At 70.0% G+C, this 18,960-nt stretch carries 11 protein-coding genes, 1 tRNA gene and 2 rRNA genes; 1 reads left to right on the top strand and 13 read right to left on the bottom strand.

Annotation, left to right across the window (positions count from 1 at the left end):
- The 10 genes from MTQ10_RS14995 to MTQ10_RS31800 all read right to left on the bottom strand — a co-directional run.
- Window positions 1-236: hypothetical protein (locus tag MTQ10_RS14995; RefSeq protein WP_247467739.1), on the bottom strand; the 236-nt coding region annotated here is incomplete at its 3' end.
- A gap of 104 nt (window positions 237-340) precedes the next feature.
- Window positions 341-811, bottom strand: a complete 471-nt coding sequence (locus MTQ10_RS14990; RefSeq protein ID WP_247467737.1) for a Dps family protein — start codon at window positions 809-811, stop codon at window positions 341-343.
- A 227-nt stretch (window positions 812-1,038) separates the two neighbouring features.
- Window positions 1,039-1,419: a helix-turn-helix domain-containing protein gene (locus MTQ10_RS14985; RefSeq protein WP_167997591.1), complete on the bottom strand. Its 381-nt coding sequence runs from the start codon at window positions 1,417-1,419 to the stop codon at window positions 1,039-1,041.
- A 109-nt stretch (window positions 1,420-1,528) separates the two neighbouring features.
- Window positions 1,529-2,074, bottom strand: coding sequence for a CinA family protein (locus MTQ10_RS14980; protein WP_247467734.1), 546 nt, complete (start codon window positions 2,072-2,074; stop codon window positions 1,529-1,531).
- Complete coding sequence (gene pgsA, locus MTQ10_RS14975) at window positions 2,071-2,934, bottom strand: CDP-diacylglycerol--glycerol-3-phosphate 3-phosphatidyltransferase (RefSeq protein ID WP_247467729.1); 864 nt, start codon at window positions 2,932-2,934, stop codon at window positions 2,071-2,073. The genes MTQ10_RS14980 and pgsA overlap by 4 nt, the downstream gene beginning before the upstream one ends.
- Window positions 2,931-4,400 carry a 30S ribosomal protein S12 methylthiotransferase RimO gene (gene rimO / locus MTQ10_RS14970; RefSeq protein ID WP_247467727.1) on the bottom strand — a complete coding sequence of 490 codons (1,470 nt, stop codon included), beginning with the start codon at window positions 4,398-4,400 and terminating at the stop codon, window positions 2,931-2,933. The genes pgsA and rimO overlap by 4 nt, the downstream gene beginning before the upstream one ends.
- A gap of 93 nt (window positions 4,401-4,493) precedes the next feature.
- Window positions 4,494-5,330: a helix-turn-helix domain-containing protein gene (locus MTQ10_RS14965; RefSeq protein ID WP_247467722.1), complete on the bottom strand. Its 837-nt coding sequence runs from the start codon at window positions 5,328-5,330 to the stop codon at window positions 4,494-4,496.
- Between the two features lie 488 nt (window positions 5,331-5,818).
- The gene (locus tag MTQ10_RS14960; RefSeq protein ID WP_247467719.1) at window positions 5,819-8,542 is read right to left on the bottom strand and encodes a DNA translocase FtsK; all 2,724 of its coding nucleotides are present in this window, start codon (window positions 8,540-8,542) and stop codon (window positions 5,819-5,821) included.
- Window positions 8,543-8,674: 132 nt separating this feature from the next.
- Window positions 8,675-9,355, bottom strand: coding sequence for a response regulator (locus MTQ10_RS14955; RefSeq protein ID WP_247467716.1), 681 nt, complete (start codon window positions 9,353-9,355; stop codon window positions 8,675-8,677).
- A 271-nt stretch (window positions 9,356-9,626) separates the two neighbouring features.
- Complete coding sequence (locus MTQ10_RS31800; protein WP_247467712.1) at window positions 9,627-15,113, bottom strand: HAMP domain-containing protein; 5,487 nt, start codon at window positions 15,111-15,113, stop codon at window positions 9,627-9,629.
- A gap of 394 nt (window positions 15,114-15,507) precedes the next feature.
- Here MTQ10_RS31800 and MTQ10_RS14945 point away from each other — a divergent pair, with 394 nt between their 5' ends.
- Window positions 15,508-18,264 (top strand): SpoIIE family protein phosphatase, encoded by a 2,757-nt coding sequence (locus MTQ10_RS14945; protein WP_247467709.1) that lies wholly within the window; start codon window positions 15,508-15,510, stop codon window positions 18,262-18,264.
- Between the two features lie 73 nt (window positions 18,265-18,337).
- Here MTQ10_RS14945 and MTQ10_RS14940 read toward each other — a convergent pair.
- From MTQ10_RS14940 to MTQ10_RS14930, 3 genes are all read right to left on the bottom strand, one after another.
- Window positions 18,338-18,410 (bottom strand) — tRNA-Thr (locus MTQ10_RS14940).
- 241 nt (window positions 18,411-18,651) lie between these two features.
- Window positions 18,652-18,768, bottom strand: a 5S ribosomal RNA gene (gene rrf / locus MTQ10_RS14935).
- Between the two features lie 87 nt (window positions 18,769-18,855).
- Window positions 18,856-18,960, bottom strand: a 23S ribosomal RNA gene (locus MTQ10_RS14930); the annotation flags it as partial.

The following is an 18,960-nucleotide window of genomic DNA, read 5'->3' as shown; positions in this document are numbered from 1 at the left end:
CCCTCAGACCGGGTACCGGCCCGCCAGGCGTCCCGCCACCGCCCTTCCCGCAGCGCGCCCTCGGCCCGGGACTTCGGCGCGCAGTGCACCGGCAGCAGGCTCAGGCCCCACCCGCCGGCAGCGACGGCGCCTTCGAGCACGCCCGCCTCGGGCACCAGGGCGAGTCGCAGCACGGCCCACCACCACAGGGCGCCGAGCCCTGCGGCGGCTCCCCAGCGCGCTGCCCGCCCCGACATGGCGGTCACCTCCAGCCGGACGCTAGAACACCGCCCTCGCGATCGGAAGGGGCGCACAGGCGGACGCGGGCGCGCGGGCGCACCGCCGGGCCCCGGGCCGGCCGTCAGCCGTTCGCCGCCTGGAACATCCAGTGGTGCTTCTCCAGGTCGGCGGTGATCTGGATGAACATGTCCTGGCTGACGGGGTCGGCCGTTTCGGTCGCCGCGACACGTTCCCGCATCCGCGCGATCACCGCGGCCAGCGCCGACACGAGGGTGCCGACCGCGTCGCCGTCCTTCACCCAGCCGTCGGGCACGGTGGCGATGCCGCTGCCGGCGGCGACGGTGGCGGCGCGTCCGTCGGGTGGCACGCCGAGGGCGGAGGCGCGCTCGGCGACGGTGTCGGAGTGGGTGCGGGCCGTGGCGACGACTTCGTCGAGCTGAAGGTGGACGGACCGGAAACGGGGGCCGACGACGTTCCAGTGGACCTGCTTGGCGACCAGCGACAGGTCGATCAGGTCGACGAGCGCCCCCCTCAGCGCCTCCGCGACGATCTTGAGGTCGGCGTCGGGCAGCGGGCTCTTCACGACGTACATCCACGCCTCCATGGGGTCACCCGGGTGTGCCCCTCCACCATGACCGCCACCCGCGGCTCGGGCAAACGCACCGAAACAACACCGAAACCCCCGACCCTCGAGCCCGGGTCCACGGTCACTCGGGCACGCGGGCACCGCGCCCCGCCCCCGCCCCGCGCAAAGGCCCCGGCCGGGGCTGCTCCGGTCGTACCGGAGCGGCCCCGGCCGGGGCCTCGGAAACTCGTGCCTCAGGCAGCGACGACGTCCACTGCCTCAGCGGGCGCCTTGATGGTCACCCGTTCCGGTGGCACACCGGTCACCGAAACGGAACCCAGCATCGGACGGACCGGTGTGGGCACAGGTTCGCTGGGGGTGGCCGCGGCAGACTGGGCCAGCTCGGCGAGGGCGAGTTCGTCGCTCACTTCCCGCATGAGCTCGGACATCCGTACGTCCAGCGCGTCGCAGATGGCGGCGAGCAGTTCGGAGGAAGCCTCCTTCTGCCCCCGCTCCACCTCGGAGAGATAGCCGAGCGAGACTCGGGCGGACGAGGAGACTTCGCGCAGAGTACGGCCCTGGCGTTGGCGCTGCCGACGCAGCACGTCACCCAGCAGGCGACGGAGCAGAATCATCGGTGGCTCCCTCCTCGGACCGCGTAGCCGCATCCTTCTCGCCCCACCGTACCGCCTCGCGCCGCGGCCGTGCGGGGAGCGATGTCGTGTTCACTCAGGGCTGCAAACATCAAAACCCCCCGTTCCGTTCCGTATCCTGTGCCCGCTCATTCCTGGTCTGTTCGCGCGCCAGCTCCCTCAGGAGCAGTGCGAGTACGCTCCGTACACTCTCCATACGAATTTCCGCACGGTCGCCGTTCAACCGCAGCGGCTCCACTTTTCCGCCACCGGCGGAACCGGAATCAGGGCCGAAGGGCCCGTCCACGGCGACGAAAACGGTTCCCACGGGCTGCCCGTCCTGGGGATCGGGTCCGGCGACGCCCGTGGTCGCGATGCCCCAGTCGGCACCCAGAGCCTTGCGCACACCGGCCGCCATCTGGGCCGCGACCTGCGGATCCACCGCGCCGCGCGCGGCAAGCAGGTCGGGGTCCACACCGAGCAGTTCATGCTTGAGCGCGGTCGCGTACGCCGTCACCGAGCCCCGGAAGGCCTTCGACGCCCCGGGGACCGAGGTGATCTCCGCCGCGACCATTCCGCCCGTCAGCGACTCGGCGACGGCGACCGTCTCGCCTCTCACTGTCAGTAGTCGCACGATGTCGGCGGCGGGGGAACTCACGCTTCTGTCTCCTCCAACGCTGCCCGGCGCTCGGCGATTCCCCGCCGGCGCAGCACAATGGCCTGTCTCACGTAGTCGAGGCCGGTCACCACGGTCAGGACGACCGCCGCGGCCATCACCCAGAACCTCAGGGTCGCCAGCCATCCCGTCAGCGCCAGCACGTACATGCCGACGGCGACGCCCTGGGTGAGCGTCTTGAGCTTGCCGCCGCGGCTCGCGGGGATGACGCCGTATCGGATGACGAGGAAACGAAGCAGGGTGATCCCGAGTTCCCGGCCGAGGATCACGATCGTCACCCACCACGGCAGATCGCCGAGCGCGGACAGACAGATCAGCGCCGCCCCCATGATCGCCTTGTCGGCGATGGGGTCGGCGATCTTCCCGAAGTCGGTGACGAGGTTGTAGGTGCGCGCCAGATGCCCGTCGAACAGATCGGTGATCATCGCGATGGCGAAGGCCGCCCACGCGAACGACCGCCACGCCGGGTCGTACCCGCCGTCCGCCAGCATCAGCGCGACGAAGCCCGGCACGAGGAGCAGCCGGAGCATGGTCAGCAGGTTGGCGATGTTCCACACGCTGGCCTGGTCGACGGCCTTGGCCGCGATCTTGGCGCCGCGGGCGGGCTTGCCGCCCGTCTCCCCCGCACCGGCGCTCTTGGCGGAGGACAGAGCCGCGCCGGAAGCCGCCGGGGCGCTGTTCTTCGCGGCGCGCTGGACCTTGCCGCCGGCCTGCGCCTTCGACACGCCCTGGCCTTTGGCCGGCCCGTGCGCCGCGCCGTGCTCAGCCCCGTGCGCGCCGCCGTGGGCCGCCCCGTGCGCCGGTGAGGGGCCGCCCGCCGCGGACGCCGGTACGCCGGTCATCTGCCCGCCTCCTCGCTGGATCCGAGCACGCCCGGAAGCGGCTCGGCGACCAGGTCGACACCCTCCGTACCGACCACCTTCGCCTCGACCATACGGCCGGCGGTCAGGCCTTCGCCGCTCGTGAGGAGCACCTGGCCGTCGGTCTCCGGGGCCTGGTGCGCGGCACGGCCGTACACGCCGTCCTCGTCGACGGACTCCACCAGGACGCGCACGGTCTCGCCGATGCGCTCCTCGGCGCGCTGCGAGACCAGTTCCTCGGCGAGGCGGGAGACGCGGGCCAGGCGCTCGGCGACGACGTCCTCGTCGAGCTTGCCGTCGTACGTGGCGGCCTCGGTGCCCTCCTCGTCGGAGTAGCCGAAGACGCCGATGGCGTCCAGCCGGGCGTGGTTGAGGAAACGCTCCAGCTCGGCGAGGTCGTCCTCGGTCTCGCCGGGGAAGCCGACGATGAAGTTGGAGCGCACTCCGGCCTCGGGGGCCTTGCCGCGGATGGTGTCGAGCAGTTCCAGGAAGCGGTCGGTGTCGCCGAAGCGGCGCATGGCGCGCAGCACGGCGGGCGCGGAGTGCTGGAAGGACAGGTCGAAGTAGGGGGCGACCTTCGGGGTGGAGGTGAGCACGTCGATCAGGCCGGGGCGCATCTCGGCGGGCTGGAGGTAGCTCACCCGGACGCGTTCGATGCCGTCGACGTCGGCCAGTTCGGGCAGCAGGGACTCCAGCAGGCGGATGTCGCCGAGGTCCTTGCCGTAGGAGGTGTTGTTCTCGGAGACCAGCATGATCTCCTTCACGCCCTGCTCGGCCAGCCACCGTGTCTCGTTCAGTACGTCGCTGGGGCGGCGCGAGATGAAGGAGCCGCGGAAGGAGGGGATGGCGCAGAATGTGCAGCGCCGGTCGCAGCCGGAGGCGAGCTTGACGGAGGCGACCGGGGAGCCGTCCAGGCGGCGGCGCAGGGGTGCGCGCGGTCCGGAGGCGGGGGCGAGGCCCTCGGGCAGGTCGGTCGGGCCGTGCCCGGGCAGGGCGACGGCGGCGGCCGATTCCTGCCGCTCGGCCGGGCTGATGGGCAGGAGCTTGCGGCGGTCGCGCGGGGTGTGCGCGGCGTGGATGCCGCCGGAGAGGATGGTCTGCAGGCGGTCGGAGATGTCGGCGTAGTCGTCGAAGCCGAGGACGCCGTCGGCTTCGGGGAGGGCTTCGGCGAGTTCCTTGCCGTACCGCTCGGCCATGCAGCCGACCGCGACGACGGCCTGGGTTCTGCCGTGTCCCTTGAGGTCGTTGGCCTCGAGGAGGGCGTCGACGGAGTCCTTCTTGGCGGCGTCGACGAAGCCGCAGGTGTTGACGACGGCGACATCGGCGTCCGCGGCGTCCTCCACGAGCTGCCAGCCGTCCGCCTCCAAACGGCCTGCGAGCTCTTCCGAGTCCACCTCGTTACGAGCGCAGCCAAGGGTGACGAGTGCGACGGTACGGCGTTCAGGCATGGGCTCAAGAGTACTTCGTCCCGCTGACACCCCACGTCGACGGGGTTGACCCTTCTGGGGCCCGCCCCGTCGTGTCGCAGGGAGTGTCCGGGCTCAGCCGACCTGCGGGTCTCCCTTGGTGTAGGTCAGCCGCTCCACGGCGCCGGGCTGGAAGTCGTCCTCGATCTTCTTGCCGTTGACGTAGAGGGTGATCGCGCCGGCGTCGCCGAGCACCAGGTTGATCTTGGAGCTGTCCTGGAAGGTCTTGGACTGGCCGTGCTTGAGCAGCCCGTCGAAGAGGAGGCGGCCGTTGTGGTCGCGGGCCGAGATCCAGCTGCGCCCGTCGGTGGCGCTGACCTGGACGGTCACCTTGTCCTGCGGGGCGGCGGCGATGGCGCTGTCGGAGGGGACCGGTTTGCGGTCGCCGCCCGTGCTGTTCTTCGGGGTGGGCGAGTCGGTCGTCGCGGTGCTGGGCGTGGAGCCGCCGGCGACCGGGTCCTTGGTGCCGTTGTCGTCGCCCTTGACGACGGTGAAGCCGACGAAGCCGACGACGGCCACGATCGCGGCGACCATCGCCGCGGTCCAGTTGGGGCCGCGCCGCTCCGGGCGGATACGTTCCGCCTCGAACAGGGGGGCCGCCGGGGTGGGCGCGGGCCGGCCGCCGTGCTCGGCGTCGTACCGCTCGATGAGCGGTTCGGGGTCGAGGTGGACGGCCCTGGCCAGGGTCCGGATGTGGCCGCGCGCGTACACGTCGCCGCCGCACGGGGCGAAGTTGTCCGCCTCGATGGCGTGCACGATGGCGATACGGACCCGGGTGGCGTTGCTGACGTCGTCGACGGTCAGGCCGGCGGCGATGCGCGCCTTCTGCAGGGCACGGCCGACGGAGAGGCGGGATTCCTCGCGATCGTCTTCGAACGGACGCTCGTCTTCAGGGGAGTTGCCGATGGACACGGGGGCGCCTTTCGAGCGTGTAGCCACCTGTGCTGGAGGTTCAGTCTAGGGGGGGTACGAAAGGGTGGGGCAACCGGGCGGTGGAACTTTGTACGCCATCGGTATGGCCCGGACACGCCGATGACGGGCCAGGTCCGTGGCCCGCGTGGGCCACGTCCCTGTCTTCTCGCTCAACTGGACGTACAGCGAGGGGAAACGGTTGCCCGGGTCTCCCTAACGGGTGAGTCACGGTCGCGGACGGACGAATCCGGGTTTCGGACGGACACACGTCGGTCCCGAACGGGCCGGCCGCAGTCGCGAACGGGCCGAACACGATCGCGGGCGTTCGCAAAGGAACCACGGACGACCGAGCACCGATCGCGACGGGACACGAAGGGGCCACGCGCGGCCGGGCGCCGATCGCGAAGCGACACGAAGGAGCCATGGACGACCGGGCCCCGGTCATCGACGGGCGTTCCATCCCCAGCCCCTTCCCCCGCGTACGGGATCTACCCCTCGGACTCTCCCCGGATCATCGCGAGCACCCCGTCCAGCTCGTCGGGCTTCACCAGGACGTCACGGGCCTTGGAGCCCTCACTGGGCCCGACGATGTTCCGCGACTCCATCAAATCCATCAGCCGGCCGGCCTTGGCGAAGCCGACGCGCAGCTTGCGCTGGAGCATGGAGGTCGACCCGAACTGGGTGGAGACGACCAGCTCGGCCGCCTGGCACAACAGGTCGAGGTCGTCGCCGATGTCCTCGTCGATCTCCTTCTTCTGCTTGGTGCCGACGACGACGTCGTCCCGGAAGACCGGCGCCATCTGCTCCTTGCAGTGCTGGACGACGGCCGCGACCTCCGCCTCGGTCACGAACGCGCCCTGCATCCGGATCGGCTTGTTCGCGCCCATCGGCAGGAACAGGCCGTCGCCCTTGCCGATCAGCTTCTCCGCGCCGGGCTGGTCGAGGATGACCCGCGAGTCGGCGAGTGAGGACGTGGCGAACGCCAGCCGGGACGGCACGTTCGCCTTGATCAGACCGGTGACGACATCGACGGAGGGCCGCTGCGTGGCGAGCACCAGGTGGATGCCGGCGGCCCGCGCGAGCTGCGTGATACGGACGATCGCGTCCTCCACGTCACGCGGGGCCACCATCATCAGGTCGGCCAGCTCGTCCACGATCACCAGCAGGTACGGGTACGGCTGAAGCTCCCGCTCGCTGCCCTCGGGCGGCTTGACCTTGCCCTCGCGCACGGCCTGGTTGAAGTCGTCGATGTGCCGGTAGCCGTATGCGGCGAGGTCGTCGTAGCGCAGGTCCATCTCACGTACGACCCACTGGAGCGCCTCGGCGGCCCGCTTGGGGTTGGTGATGATCGGGGTGATCAGGTGCGGGATGCCCTCGTACGCGGTCAGCTCGACCCGCTTGGGGTCGACGAGGATCATCCGCACGTCCTCCGGGGTGGCCCGCATCATCACCGAGGTGATCAGGCAGTTGATGCAGGACGACTTGCCGGAGCCGGTGGCGCCGGCGACCAGCATGTGCGGCATCTTCGCCAGCGAGTGCATGACATAGCCGCCCTCGACGTCCTTGCCGAACGCGACCAGCATCGGGTCGTCGTCCTCGGCGGACTCCGCGAGGCGCAGCACATCGCCGAGGTTGACCATCTCCCGGTCGGTGTTCGGGATCTCGATGCCGACCGCCGACTTGCCGGGGATGGGGCTGATGATCCGCACGTCGGGGCTGGCGACGGCGTACGCGATGTTCTTGGTGAGCGCGGTGATCCGCTCGACCTTGACGGCCGGACCCAGCTCGACCTCGTAGCGGGTGACCGTCGGCCCCCTGGTGAAGCCGGTGACGGCGGCGTCGACCTTGAACTCGGTGAAGACGTTGGTGAGCGCGGCCACTATGGCGTCGTTGGCGGCGCTGCGCGCCTTGCCGGGGCCACCGCGGGTGAGCAGGTCGAGCGAGGGCAGCGCGTAGGTGATGTCGCCGGACAGCTGGAGCTGCTCGGCCCGCGCCGGCATGTCCCGCGGCTCGGGCGGTGGGGTCTTGGTGAGGTCGGGGACCGCGCTGCCGGCCTGGTCCTGCCGGGGCCGCGCGGCGGGTACGGGTGTCGGCGCGGTGGCCTCGCCGGTGCGGTCGCGGTCACCGATGCGCACGCCCTGGGTGAGGTCGGCGACCAGCGGGGAAGGCGGCATGCCGTGCAGGACGGCACCGTCGAGGTCCGCGGCGGCTGCTGCCGCGATGTCCACCGCGTCGGGTTCCCGGTCCGACGCGGGCTGCGGCACGGCAGCGCGGCGCGGCCGGCCGCGGCGCCGGGACAGCGCCTCCTGTTCGGCGGTGTCGGGGTCGTACGCGGCGGGCCCGGACGAGCGCCGGCCCGACCGGCCGGGCAGCGCCTCGCGCCACTGCTCCTCGTAGCGGGCGTCGTCGTCGCCGTACTCGGTGTACTCGTCCGTCGCCGGTTCGTGGACGATGCCGAGGCGCACACCGAGCTGCCGCAGCCGCTGCGGGATGGCGTTGACGGGGGTGGCGGTGACGACGAGCAGACCGAAGACCGTCAGCAGCACCAGCAGCGGTACGGCGAGAACCTCGGTCATCATGAACGTCAGCGGGGTCGCCGCACCCCAGCCGATGAGGCCGCCCGCGTCCCTTATGGCCTGCATGCCGGCGCTGCGGGCGGGCGATCCGCACGCGATGTGGATCTGCCCGAGCACGCCGACGAGCAGCGCGGACAGGCCGATGACGATACGGCCGTTGGCCTCCGGCTTCTCCGGGTGGCGGATGAACCGCGTCGCGATCACCGCGAGGACGATCGGCACCAGCAGGTCCAGCCGGCCGAACGCGCCCGTCACGAGGATCTCCACCAAGTCGCCGACCGGGCCCTTCAGGTCGGCCCAGGTGCCGGCGGCGACGATCAGGGCGAGGGCGAGCAGGAGCAGCGCGACCCCGTCCTTGCGGTGGGCGGGGTCGAGGTTCTTCGCGCCCTGCCCTATCCCGCGGAAGACGGCGCCGACGGCGTGCGCCAGGCCGAGCCACAGCGCACGCACCAGCCGGTACACGCCACCGGTGGGGCTCGGTGCCGGTTTCGGTGCGGGCTTCTTCGCGGCGGCTTTCCTGGCGGGTGCCTTCTTTGCGGGTGCCTTCTTCGCAGCGGCCTTCCTCGCCGGAGCCTTCGCGGGAGCGGCCGCCTTCTTCGCGGGCGGCTTCTTGGCTGCGGAGGGACGTGAGGCCATAGGTGTGAGGTTACCGGGGGAGGCGCCGGGGGACACGTGTGGTCGCCGCTTCACCCGTTCGTGTCGCCCTTGCGGTCACACGTGTCTGACGCGCTCTCACCCGCACGTCCCGCGCGGAGCGGGCCAGTTCCGTCAGTTCTGCGAGGAGACCTGCGCGCCGCCGCCTCCGGAGCCCGGCTCCAGCGCGTCCAGCGCCCGCCGCAGCCCGGTGAGTTTGCGCTCCAGATGCGCGGCCGTGGCCACCGCCGCCGCGTCCGCCGACTCGTCGTCCAACTGCTTCGACAGCGCCTCCGCCTGCTCCTCCACCGCCGCGAGGCGCGCCGACAGCTCGGCGAGCAGCCCGGCGGACTCCTTGCCGCCGACACCGCCCCGGCCGCCGCCCTCCAACTGCAACCGCAGCAGCGCCGCCTGCTCGCGCAGCTGGCAGTTCTTCATGTACAGCTCGACGAAGACGGAGACCTTGGCGCGCAGCACCCAAGGATCGAACGGCTTGGAGATGTAGTCCACCGCCCCCGCCGCGTACCCGCGGAAGGTGTGGTGCGGTCCGTGGTTGATCGCCGTGAGGAAGATGATCGGGATGTCCCGGGTCCGCTCACGCCGCTTGATGTGCGCGGCCGTCTCGAAACCGTCCATCCCCGGCATCTGGACGTCCAGCAGGATGACCGCGAAATCGTCCGTGAGCAGTGCTTTGAGTGCTTCCTCCCCGGACGATGCCCGCACCAGCGTCTGATCGAGCGCAGAGAGGATCGCCTCCAGCGCCAGCAGATTCTCCGGCCGGTCATCGACCAGGAGGATCTTGGCCTTCTGCACCATGGCCCGCCCTCCTCGCCCCGGCATGGGGCCACCCCTGTCCGCAGGACTCGGGGCAACACCGGCGGGTGCCGCCCCTGGGGACGACTCCCTTACGCCGCCCGTCCTCGTGCCGGTCATCGTAGCCGCACCCCGCCGGTCGCCACACCCTGTCACCGCGATGTCACTGTGCACATAGCAGAAACGCAGCAGGAGACCAGAAGGTTCCCCGAATCCCGCCTTTCTACACGGCCGTACGCACTCACCGTCAGCTCCGGCGGACGAACGTCACCGTTCATTCCCCGCGCATCCACTGCTCCATCACCGACAGCAGATGATCGGGGTCGACCGGCTTGGTGACATAGTCGGACGCCCCCGACTCGATCGCCTTCTCCCGGTCGCCCTTCATCGCCTTCGCCGTCAGCGCGATGATCGGCAGCCCCGAGAACTGCGGCATCCGCCTGATCGCCGTCGTCGTCGCGTACCCGTCCATCTCCGGCATCATGATGTCCATGAGCACGACCGCCACATCGTCGTGCTGCTCCAGCACCTCGATGCCCTCACGGCCGTTCTCCGCGTACAGCACCGACAGCCCGTGCTGCTCCAGCACACTCGTCAGCGCGAACACATTGCGGATGTCGTCGTCGACGATGAGCACCTTCTGCCCGCCGAAGCGCACCCCGCGGTACGGCTGCTGCGACGCCGCCTGCTCACCGCCCGTCCACTGCTCCCCCGGCGCCTCCTGCGGCACGTCCTGGGCGTCCTGCCCGCCCGCGCCCCGGCGCCGCCGCCGGAACAGCGCCGCGGCACCGTTCTGCGTCTCCTGGTACGACTTCACCTCCGCCGGCGTCTCGATCGCCGCCTCGGCCAGCTCCGACAGCTGCGCCTCCGACGCCACCAGGTCACCGGCCTCCAGCGCGGGCGCCGGCTGCTGGTAGCCGTGCGGCGGCAGCTCGCTCGGGTGCAGCGGCAGATACAACGTGAACGTCGAACCTCGGCCCGGCTCGCTCTGCGCGTGGATCTCACCGCCCAGCAGCTGCGCGATCTCCCGCGAGATCGACAGCCCCAGCCCCGTACCGCCGTACTTGCGGCTCGTCGTGCCGTCGGCCTGCTTGAACGCCTCGAAGATCACCCGCATCTTGCTCGCGGCGATCCCGATACCGGTGTCCGTCACCGAGAACGCGATCAGCGGCGCCCCCGCATCGGTGAGCGAACCGGCCTCCAGCAGCTGCTCCCGGATCGACTGCGGGACATCCGCACCGGCCGGCCGGATCACCAGCTCCACCGAACCGGAGTCGGTGAACTTCACCGCGTTCGACAACAGATTCCGCAGCACCTGCAGCAGCCGCTGCTCGTCGGTGTGCAGCGTCGCCGGCAGCTCCGGCGAGATCCGCACCGACAGATCCAGGCCCTTCTCCGCGGTCAGCGGCCGGAACGTGGCCTCCACATAGTCCACCAGCTGCACCAGCGCGATCCGCGTCGGCGAGACGTCCATCTTGCCCGCCTCGACCTTCGACAGGTCCAGGATGTCGTTGATCAGCTGCAACAGGTCCGAACCGGCGCCGTGGATCGTCTCCGCGAACTCCACCTGCTTCGGCGACAGGTTCCCCTCCGCGTTGTCGGCGAGCAGCTTCGCCAGGATCAGCAGCGAGTTCAACGGCGTACGCAGCTCGTGCGACATGTTCGCGAGGAACTCGCTCTTGTACCGCATCGACACCGCGAGCTGCTCGGCACGCTCCTCCAGGACCTGCCGCGCCTCTTCGATCTCGGTGTTCTTCACCTCGATGTCACGGTTCTGCTGCGCCAGCAGCTCCGCCTTCTCCTCCAGCTCCGCGTTGGACGCCTGCAACGCCTTCTGCCGCTGCTCCAACTCCACCGACCGCTCACGCAGTTGCTCGGTCAGCTCCTGCGACTGCTTCAGCAGCTGCTCCGTCTTGGTGTTGACGGAGATGGTGTTGACGCTGGTCGCGATCATCTCCGCGATCTGGTTCAGGAAGTCCTTCTGGATCTGCGTGAACGACGTGAACGACGCCAGCTCGATCACACCGAGCACCTTGCCCTCGAACAGCACCGGCAGCACGATCACCTGCGCGGGCGGCGCCTCCCCGAGCCCGGAGGAGATCTTCAGATAGCCGCTGGGCGCGTTCTCCACGAGGATCGTGCGCTTCTCCTTGGCGGCCGTGCCGACCAGCGCCTCACCGGGCCGGAACGACGTCGGCATGGAACCCATCGAGTAGCCGTACGAGCCCAGCATCCGCAGCTCGTAGCGGTCGTCCTCGTCCTCCCCGACGTCCTGCCCGTCCACCAGCGGCATCGCCACGAAGAACGCCCCGTGCTGCGCGGACACCACCGGCGTCAGCTCGCTCATGATCAGCGAGGCGACGTCCTCCAGATCACGGCGGCCCTGCATCAGACCGGAGATCCGCGCCAGGTTGCCCTTCAGCCAGTCCTGCTCCTGGTTGGCGACCGTGGTGTCGCGCAGGTTGGCGATCATCTTGTTGATGTTGTCCTGAAGCTCCTGGATCTCGCCCGCGGCGTCCACGTCGATCTTCAGGTTCAGGTCGCCCCGGGTCACCGCCGTCGCCACGCGCGCGATGGCCCGCACCTGCCGGGTCAGGTTCCCGGCCATCTCGTTCACCGACTCCGTCAGGTCCCGCCACGTGCCGTCCACGTCACGCACGCGTGCCTGACCGCCCAGCTGGCCCTCCGTACCCACCTCGCGGGCCACACGCGTGACCTCCTCCGCGAAGGAGGACAGCTGGTCGACCATCGTGTTGATGGTCGTCTTCAGCTCCAGGATCTCACCGCGGGCATCGATGTCGATCTTCTTCGTCAGGTCGCCCTTGGCGATCGCGGTGGTCACCATGGCGATGTTCCGCACCTGACCGGTCAGGTTGGACGCCATCTGGTTCACCGACTCGGTGAGGTCCTTCCACGTGCCCGCCACACCCGGCACATGCGCCTGACCGCCCAGGATGCCGTCCGTTCCCACCTCACGCGCCACCTTGGTCACCTGCTCGGCGAACGAGCTGAGCGTCTTGACCATGGTGTTGATCGTGTCGGCGAGCTGCGCCACCTCACCGCGCGCCTCGATGGTCACCTGACGCGTCAGGTCACCGTTGGCGACCGCCGCCGACACCTGCGAGATGTTCCGCACCTGCGTGGTCAGGTTCTTCGCCATCAGGTTGACGTTGTCGCTGAGGTCCTTCCAGATACCGGTGACACCCGGCACGTTCGCCTGACCGCCCAGGATGCCCTCGGTGCCCACCTCACGCGCCACCCGCGTGACCTGCTCGGCGAACGACGACAGCTGGTCCACCATCGTGTTGACCGTCGTCACCAGCTCCAGGATCTCGCCCTTGGCATCGACGGTGATCTTCTTCGACAGGTCGCCCTTGGCGACCGCCGTCGTGACCTCGGCGATGGAACGCACCTGAAGGGTCAGGTTGTTCGCCATGCCGTTCACCGACTGCGTCAGGTCCTTCCAGGTGCCGGAGACACCCTGCACCTCGGCCTGACCGCCCAGAATGCCCTCCGTGCCCACCTCACGCGCCACCCGCGTGACCTCCTGGGCGAACGACGACAGCTGGTCCACCATCGTGTTCAGGGTGTTCTTCAGCTCCAGGATCTCCCCGCGCGCGTCCACGGTGATCTTCTGCGAGAGGTCACCGCGCGCCACCGCCGTCGCGACCTGAGCGATGTTCCGCACCTGCGCCGTCAGGTTCCCGGCCATGCCGTTCACGGAGTCCGTCAGGTCCCGCCACACACCGGCCACGCCCGGCACCTGCGCCTGACCGCCCAGCCGCCCCTCGGTACCCACGTCACGCGCCACCCGCGTCACCTGGTCGGCGAACGCAGAGAGCTGGTCGACCATCGTGTTGATGGTGTTCTTCAGCTCCAGGATCTCCCCGCGCGCGTCCACGTCGATCTTCTGCGACAGATCACCGCGCGCCACCGCCGTCGTCACCTGCGCGATGTTCCGCACCTGCGAGGTGAGATTGCCGGCCATCGAGTTGACGGAGTCCGTCAGCTCCTTCCACGTGCCCGACACACCGTCCACACGCGCCTGACCGCCCAGCCGGCCCTCCGTGCCCACGTCCCGGGAGATCCGGATGACCTGGTCCGCGAAGGACGACAGCTGGTCCACCATCCGGTTCACGGTGTTCTTCAGCTGGAGCATCTCACCGGACACGTCCACGGTGACCTTCTGCGACAGATCACCGTTCGCGACCGCCGTCGTCACCTGCGCGATGTTGCGCACCTGACCGGTCAGGTTCCGGAACGCCGTGTTGACCGAGTCCGTCAGGTCCTTCCACGCACCGGCCGCCCCCGGCACCTGCGCCTGACCGCCCAGCTCACCCTCGACACCGACCTCCCGCGCCACCCGCGTGACCTCGGCACCGAACGCCGACAGCTGATCCACCATGCCGTTCACGGTGTTCTTCAGCTCCAGCATCTCACCGGACACATCCACGGTGACCTTCTGCGACAGATCACCGTTGGCCACCGCAGTCGTCACCGCGGCGATGTCCCTCACCTGACCGGTCAGGTTCCGGAACGCCGTGTTGACCGAGTCCGTCAGGTCCTTCCACGTGCCCGCCGCCCCCGGCACGTTCGCCTGACCGCCCAGCCGCCCCTCGGCACCGACCTCGTTCGCCACCCGCGTGACCTCGTCGGCGAAGATCCGCAGCGTCTCCGTCATCTGGTTGATCGTGTCGGCGAGCTGCGCCACCTCACCGCGCGCCGGCACCGTCACCTTCCGCGACAGATCACCGCTCGCGACGGCCGTCGTCACCTCGGCGATGCCCCGCACCTGCGCGGTGAGGTTGCCCGCCATCGTGTTGACGGAGTCCGTCAGCTCCTTCCACACGCCGTCCACACCGGACACCTGCGCCTGACCGCCCAGGATGCCCTCGGTGCCCACCTCGCGCGCGACCCGCGTCACCTCCGAGGAGAACGCGGACAGCTGGTCGACCATCGTGTTGACGGTGTTCTTCAGCTCCAGCATCTCGCCGGCCACATGCACCGTCACCTTGCGAGACAGATCACCCTTCGCGACGGCCGTGGTCACCAGCGCGATGTCCCGCACCTGAGCGGTCAGCCGCGACGCCATCGTGTTGACGGAGTCCGTCAGGTCCTTCCACGAACCCGACAGACCACGCACGCGTGCCTGCCCGCCCAGCTTGCCCTCGGTACCGACCTCGCTGGCCACCCGCGTGACCTCGTCCGTGAACGTCGACAGCTGGTCGACGAGGTTGTTCACGGTCCGCCCGACCTTCAGGAACTCACCGCGCAGCGGCTGCCCCACCCCGTCCGGCGTCAGCGTGCGCAGCTCCATCCGCGGCGACAGATCGCCCTCCGCGACGGCCGACAGCACCCGGCTGACCTCCGACACGGGCCGTACGAGATCGTCGACCAGCGCGTTGGAGTTGTCGACGGCCGCCGCCCAGGACCCCTCGCAGGCCCCCGTCTCCAGCCGCTCCGTGAGCTTTCCCTCACGGCCCACCATGCGCCGCACCCGGGCCAGCTCGCCCGTCAGATGCAGATTCCGGTCCGCGACCTCGTTGAAGACCGCCGCGATCTCCGACATCACCCCGTCGCCGGACACGGTCAGCCGCTTGCGGAAGTTCCCGTCCCGCATCGCCACCAGCGCCGCCAGCAGACGGTTCAACGCCGCCGTGTCCACGACCGTCGTACCGCCGCGCGGTGCGCGCCGACTGCTCAGGGACTGTCCGCCTTTCGCGCGCGCCTTCGTGCCCCGCGCCGCTGCGCCAGACTCCACTGTGTCCCTCCCGCAAGGGTCGACCGTCACTGCTGTGCTTCGAAGTGCCGTACCGGGTACCGCTTGCCCGGCGTACCAGATGCCGCTGCCCGTGTCCGCCCGACGCTGTCAGGCCACACGAACGGGCTGCTGCCCGCCATACTCACAAAGACACTCGGCCTGCCCGGACCTTCACCAGAAGCCTGCCCAGTGTTTCACCCTCGCCGAACCAGGCCATAACAGTTCGGCAGCTTCGCACATCGTCCGCACACCCTCCGGACGGAAACACCGGTGACCGGCATCCGCATGGACGGGGAAGGTAAGTAACCTTGCATGCGGCTGTCCAGCCACGCCGGTCCGTCCGGCCTGGGCGGTGGCACGGGAACGAGCGGGCATCGGAGGGGCGGCCGCAGCAATGACCACCGGACTGATCCCCGGGGACCAGCCCCCGGACCCCCGGCCGACGAGCACGCGCCCACCGCATCAGCGGAACGCGCCCGACGACCGGACAGCCCAGCATGTCGACGACCGGCCGAGGAGTTCTGTGATCACCGCGCGCGCGGCTGCCACCTTCGAGCCCGTGGGGCGTTCGGTCGCCACCGCCCGCTCCTTCGTCCGTGACACACTCCAGGGCTGGGGCTTCGCCGACATCGTCGACGACGCCGTCGTCCTCACCAGCGAACTCGTCACCAACGCCGTCGTCCACGCCGGCACCCACGCCGACGTCCTGTGCCTGCGCACCGGCGACGGCGTACGCATCGAGGTCTCCGACCGCTACCCCGAACGCGAGATCCCCCTGCAAGCCGCGGCGATCTCCATGGGCAGCCCGGACCGCGAGGGCGGACGCGGCCTCCAGCTGTGCGCGGCCCTCGCCGGCCGCTGGGGCGTGGAGTACACCCCCACGCACAAGAATGTCTGGTTCCAGCTGGACCTGCCCGAGCGCCCGGTCGGCACCCGCACCGCGGGTCCGGCCCTCCCCGCCGAGCTGCTGCCGCTCGCCGACGGCCGCATCCGCGTCGCCGTCGTGCAGATCGACCGCGCCGGCACCATCAGCGCCTGGAACGAGGACGCCGAGGACCTCTTCGGCTACGCCGCCGACCAGGTCACCGGCAAACCCCTCACCGACCTCGCCGCCTGGCCGCACACCGCGGGCACCGGCACCGGCATCGCCGAGGCCCTGCGCCTCTCCCGCTGGGAGGGCAGCTACGGCATCCGCGACACCAGCGGCCGTGTCGTCCCCGTGTACGCCTCCCATCTGCGCGTCCGTGACGCCGCCGGCGAGCCCTCCACGGTGTGCCTGCTGGTACGCGACCACGAACGCGCCGTCCTGCAGACCCCGCAACGCACCCCCGCCTCCGATACCGGCGGCAACAGCGACGGGCCGAGCACCGACCCGTTCGAGACATTCATCGGCTCGCCCGCACCGGACGACCTCGACGGCCTGCTCCAGCGCACCGTGGAACGCGCCCGCGACATGCTCGACGGCGACTCCGCCTTCCTCCTCCTCGCCACCGACGACGAGACGGAACTGGAGGTCCGCGCCTCCACCGGCCTGCCCTCCGCCCGGCAGCGCTTCGCCCGCGTCCCCGTCGAGGCCGGCCCCGGCCGCTACGGCTCGGCCCGCATGCCCGCCGTCCACGAGGACCTCACGGCCGTCCCCGGCGCCGTACCCCTGCTGAACGGCACCGGCATGCGCTCCGTCGTCACCGTCCCGCTGAAGGTGGAGGGCCGCCTCACCGGCTCCCTCGGTGTCGCCGCCGAGGCTCCGGGCCGCTACTCCAACGAGGAGGCGCTGCGCCTGCAGTTCGCCGCCGACCGTATCGCCCTGGCTGTCGAGTCGGCCCGCCTGGGCGAACTGGAGCGGCTGCGCCGCGGCTCCCTCAGCTTTCTCGTCGAGGCGTCAGACCTGCTCGCCGGCACCCTGGACCGCGACCAGACTCTCGCTCTGATGGCGCAGATGACCGTGCCGACCCTGGCCACGTGGTGCGCGGTGTACACGATCGCCGACCAGGCCACCGAGCCGTATCTGTCGTACGTGCTGCACGAGGACGAGGAACTCATCGACGGCATCAAGTCGTTGTTGTCCAAGGTGCCCCCGCCGGACCCGGTGCCCACTCCCGGCGCCCGCGTGTGGAGCGCCCCTGGCGAGGTCGCGCACCGTGAGGCCCTGCGCAGCTCCATGCGCAGCCTGGGCCTGAGCGGCGGCCCCACCCGGCAGGTCGCCTCCGCGATGGGCCCGACGCTCGCGGTCGCGTCCGCCCTCGGCGGCGAGACCGTCGTCCTGCCGCTGGTGGCCCGCAACCGCGTCATCGGCATGCTCACCCTGGGCAAGCCCACCGACGAGCACTTCCGCCAGGAGATCCTGGAACTCGCCGAGGACCTCTCCCGCCGGGCCGCTCTCGCCCTGGACAACGCCCGCCTCTACTCGGAACGCACGGCCATCAGCCAGTCCCTTCAGCGCAGCCTCCTCCCCCCGGAGCTGCCCCAGGTCGACGGCGTCGAGGTCGATGTCATCTACCGCGCGGCCGGCGAGGGCAACGAGGTCGGCGGCGACTTCTACGACCTGTTCCCCATCAGCGACGGCGCGTACGGCTTCGCCATCGGCGACGTCTGCGGTACGGGCCCCAACGCCGCCGCCGTGACCGGCCTCGCCCGGCACGCGCTGCGTCTGCTCGCCCGGGAGGGCCTCAGTGGCCCCGAGGTGCTACAGCGCCTCAACTCCGCGATTCTCGACGAGGGCGCCCGCAGCCGCTTCCTCACCCTCCTGTACGGCGAGATGCGCCCGCAGGAGGACGGCAGCGCCGAGCTGAAGGTGGTGTGCGCCGGTCATCCGCTGCCGCTGCGTCTGCGTCAGGACGGCACGGTGGAGCCGGCCGCCGAACCGCAGCCGCTGCTGGGCGTCATGGAGGACCTGGAGCTGTACGAGCAGACGGTCACGCTCGACCCCGGTGATGTCCTGCTGTGTGTCACGGACGGGGTGACGGAGCGTCGGGAGGGCACGCACATGCTCGGCGACGACGGCCTGGCCGACGTCCTGACGACGTGCACGGGGCTCACGGCGGGCGCGGTGGCGGCGCGCATCATGCGCGCGGTGGAGCGTTTCGCGTCGGACGCCCCGTCCGACGACATGGCGATCCTGGCGATGCGCGTGCCCGAGGTCCACATCGACTGACACTGATACCGGCCCCCGAGGGGGCACAACAGCAGAAAGGCCCCCGCCCGATGGGCGGAGGCCTTTTCTTCTGAGCCCCCAAACGGAATCGAACCGTTGACCTTCTCCTTACCATGGAGACGCTCTGCCGACTGAGCTATAGGGGCTTGTCCCTTTTCGAGGTTTCCCTCGCGGCAACGGAATAGATCATACCCCGAACAGCCCCCAGTGCCAAAACCCGCCGACGGGCACTGCCCGACCCTGTCAGCGGGGCCTGAATTCGCTCGACGGCCCGGCCACCCCTGCGGCCGGCGGTGCCCGTGGGATGGCTGCACATCGCCGGAGGAGTCTTGGAAGCAAAATGCGGAAAGCCCCGCACCAAATGGTGCGGGGCTCCCCGGAAAAATCGTTCGGCGGCGTCCTACTCTCCCACAGGGTCCCCCCTGCAGTACCATCGGCGCTGTAAGGCTTAGCTTCCGGGTTCGGAATGTAACCGGGCGTTTCCCTCACGCTATGACCACCGAAACACTATGAAACTCTCAACCAGCACACCCCCGGAACAGGGGCAGGTTGTTCATGGTTTCAGAACCAACACAGTGGACGCGAGCAACTGAGGACAAGCCCTCGGCCTATTAGTACCGGTCAACTCCACCAGTCACCTGGCTTCCATATCCGGCCTATCAACCCAGTCGTCTACTGGGAGCCTTACCCCATCAA

Source organism: Streptomyces sp. XM83C (assembly GCF_023072675.1).
GTDB lineage: Bacteria > Actinomycetota > Actinomycetes > Streptomycetales > Streptomycetaceae > Streptomyces > Streptomyces thermocoprophilus.
Note: the sequence above shows the minus strand (reverse complement) of the source record. Positions and strands in the feature narration are given on the sequence as shown.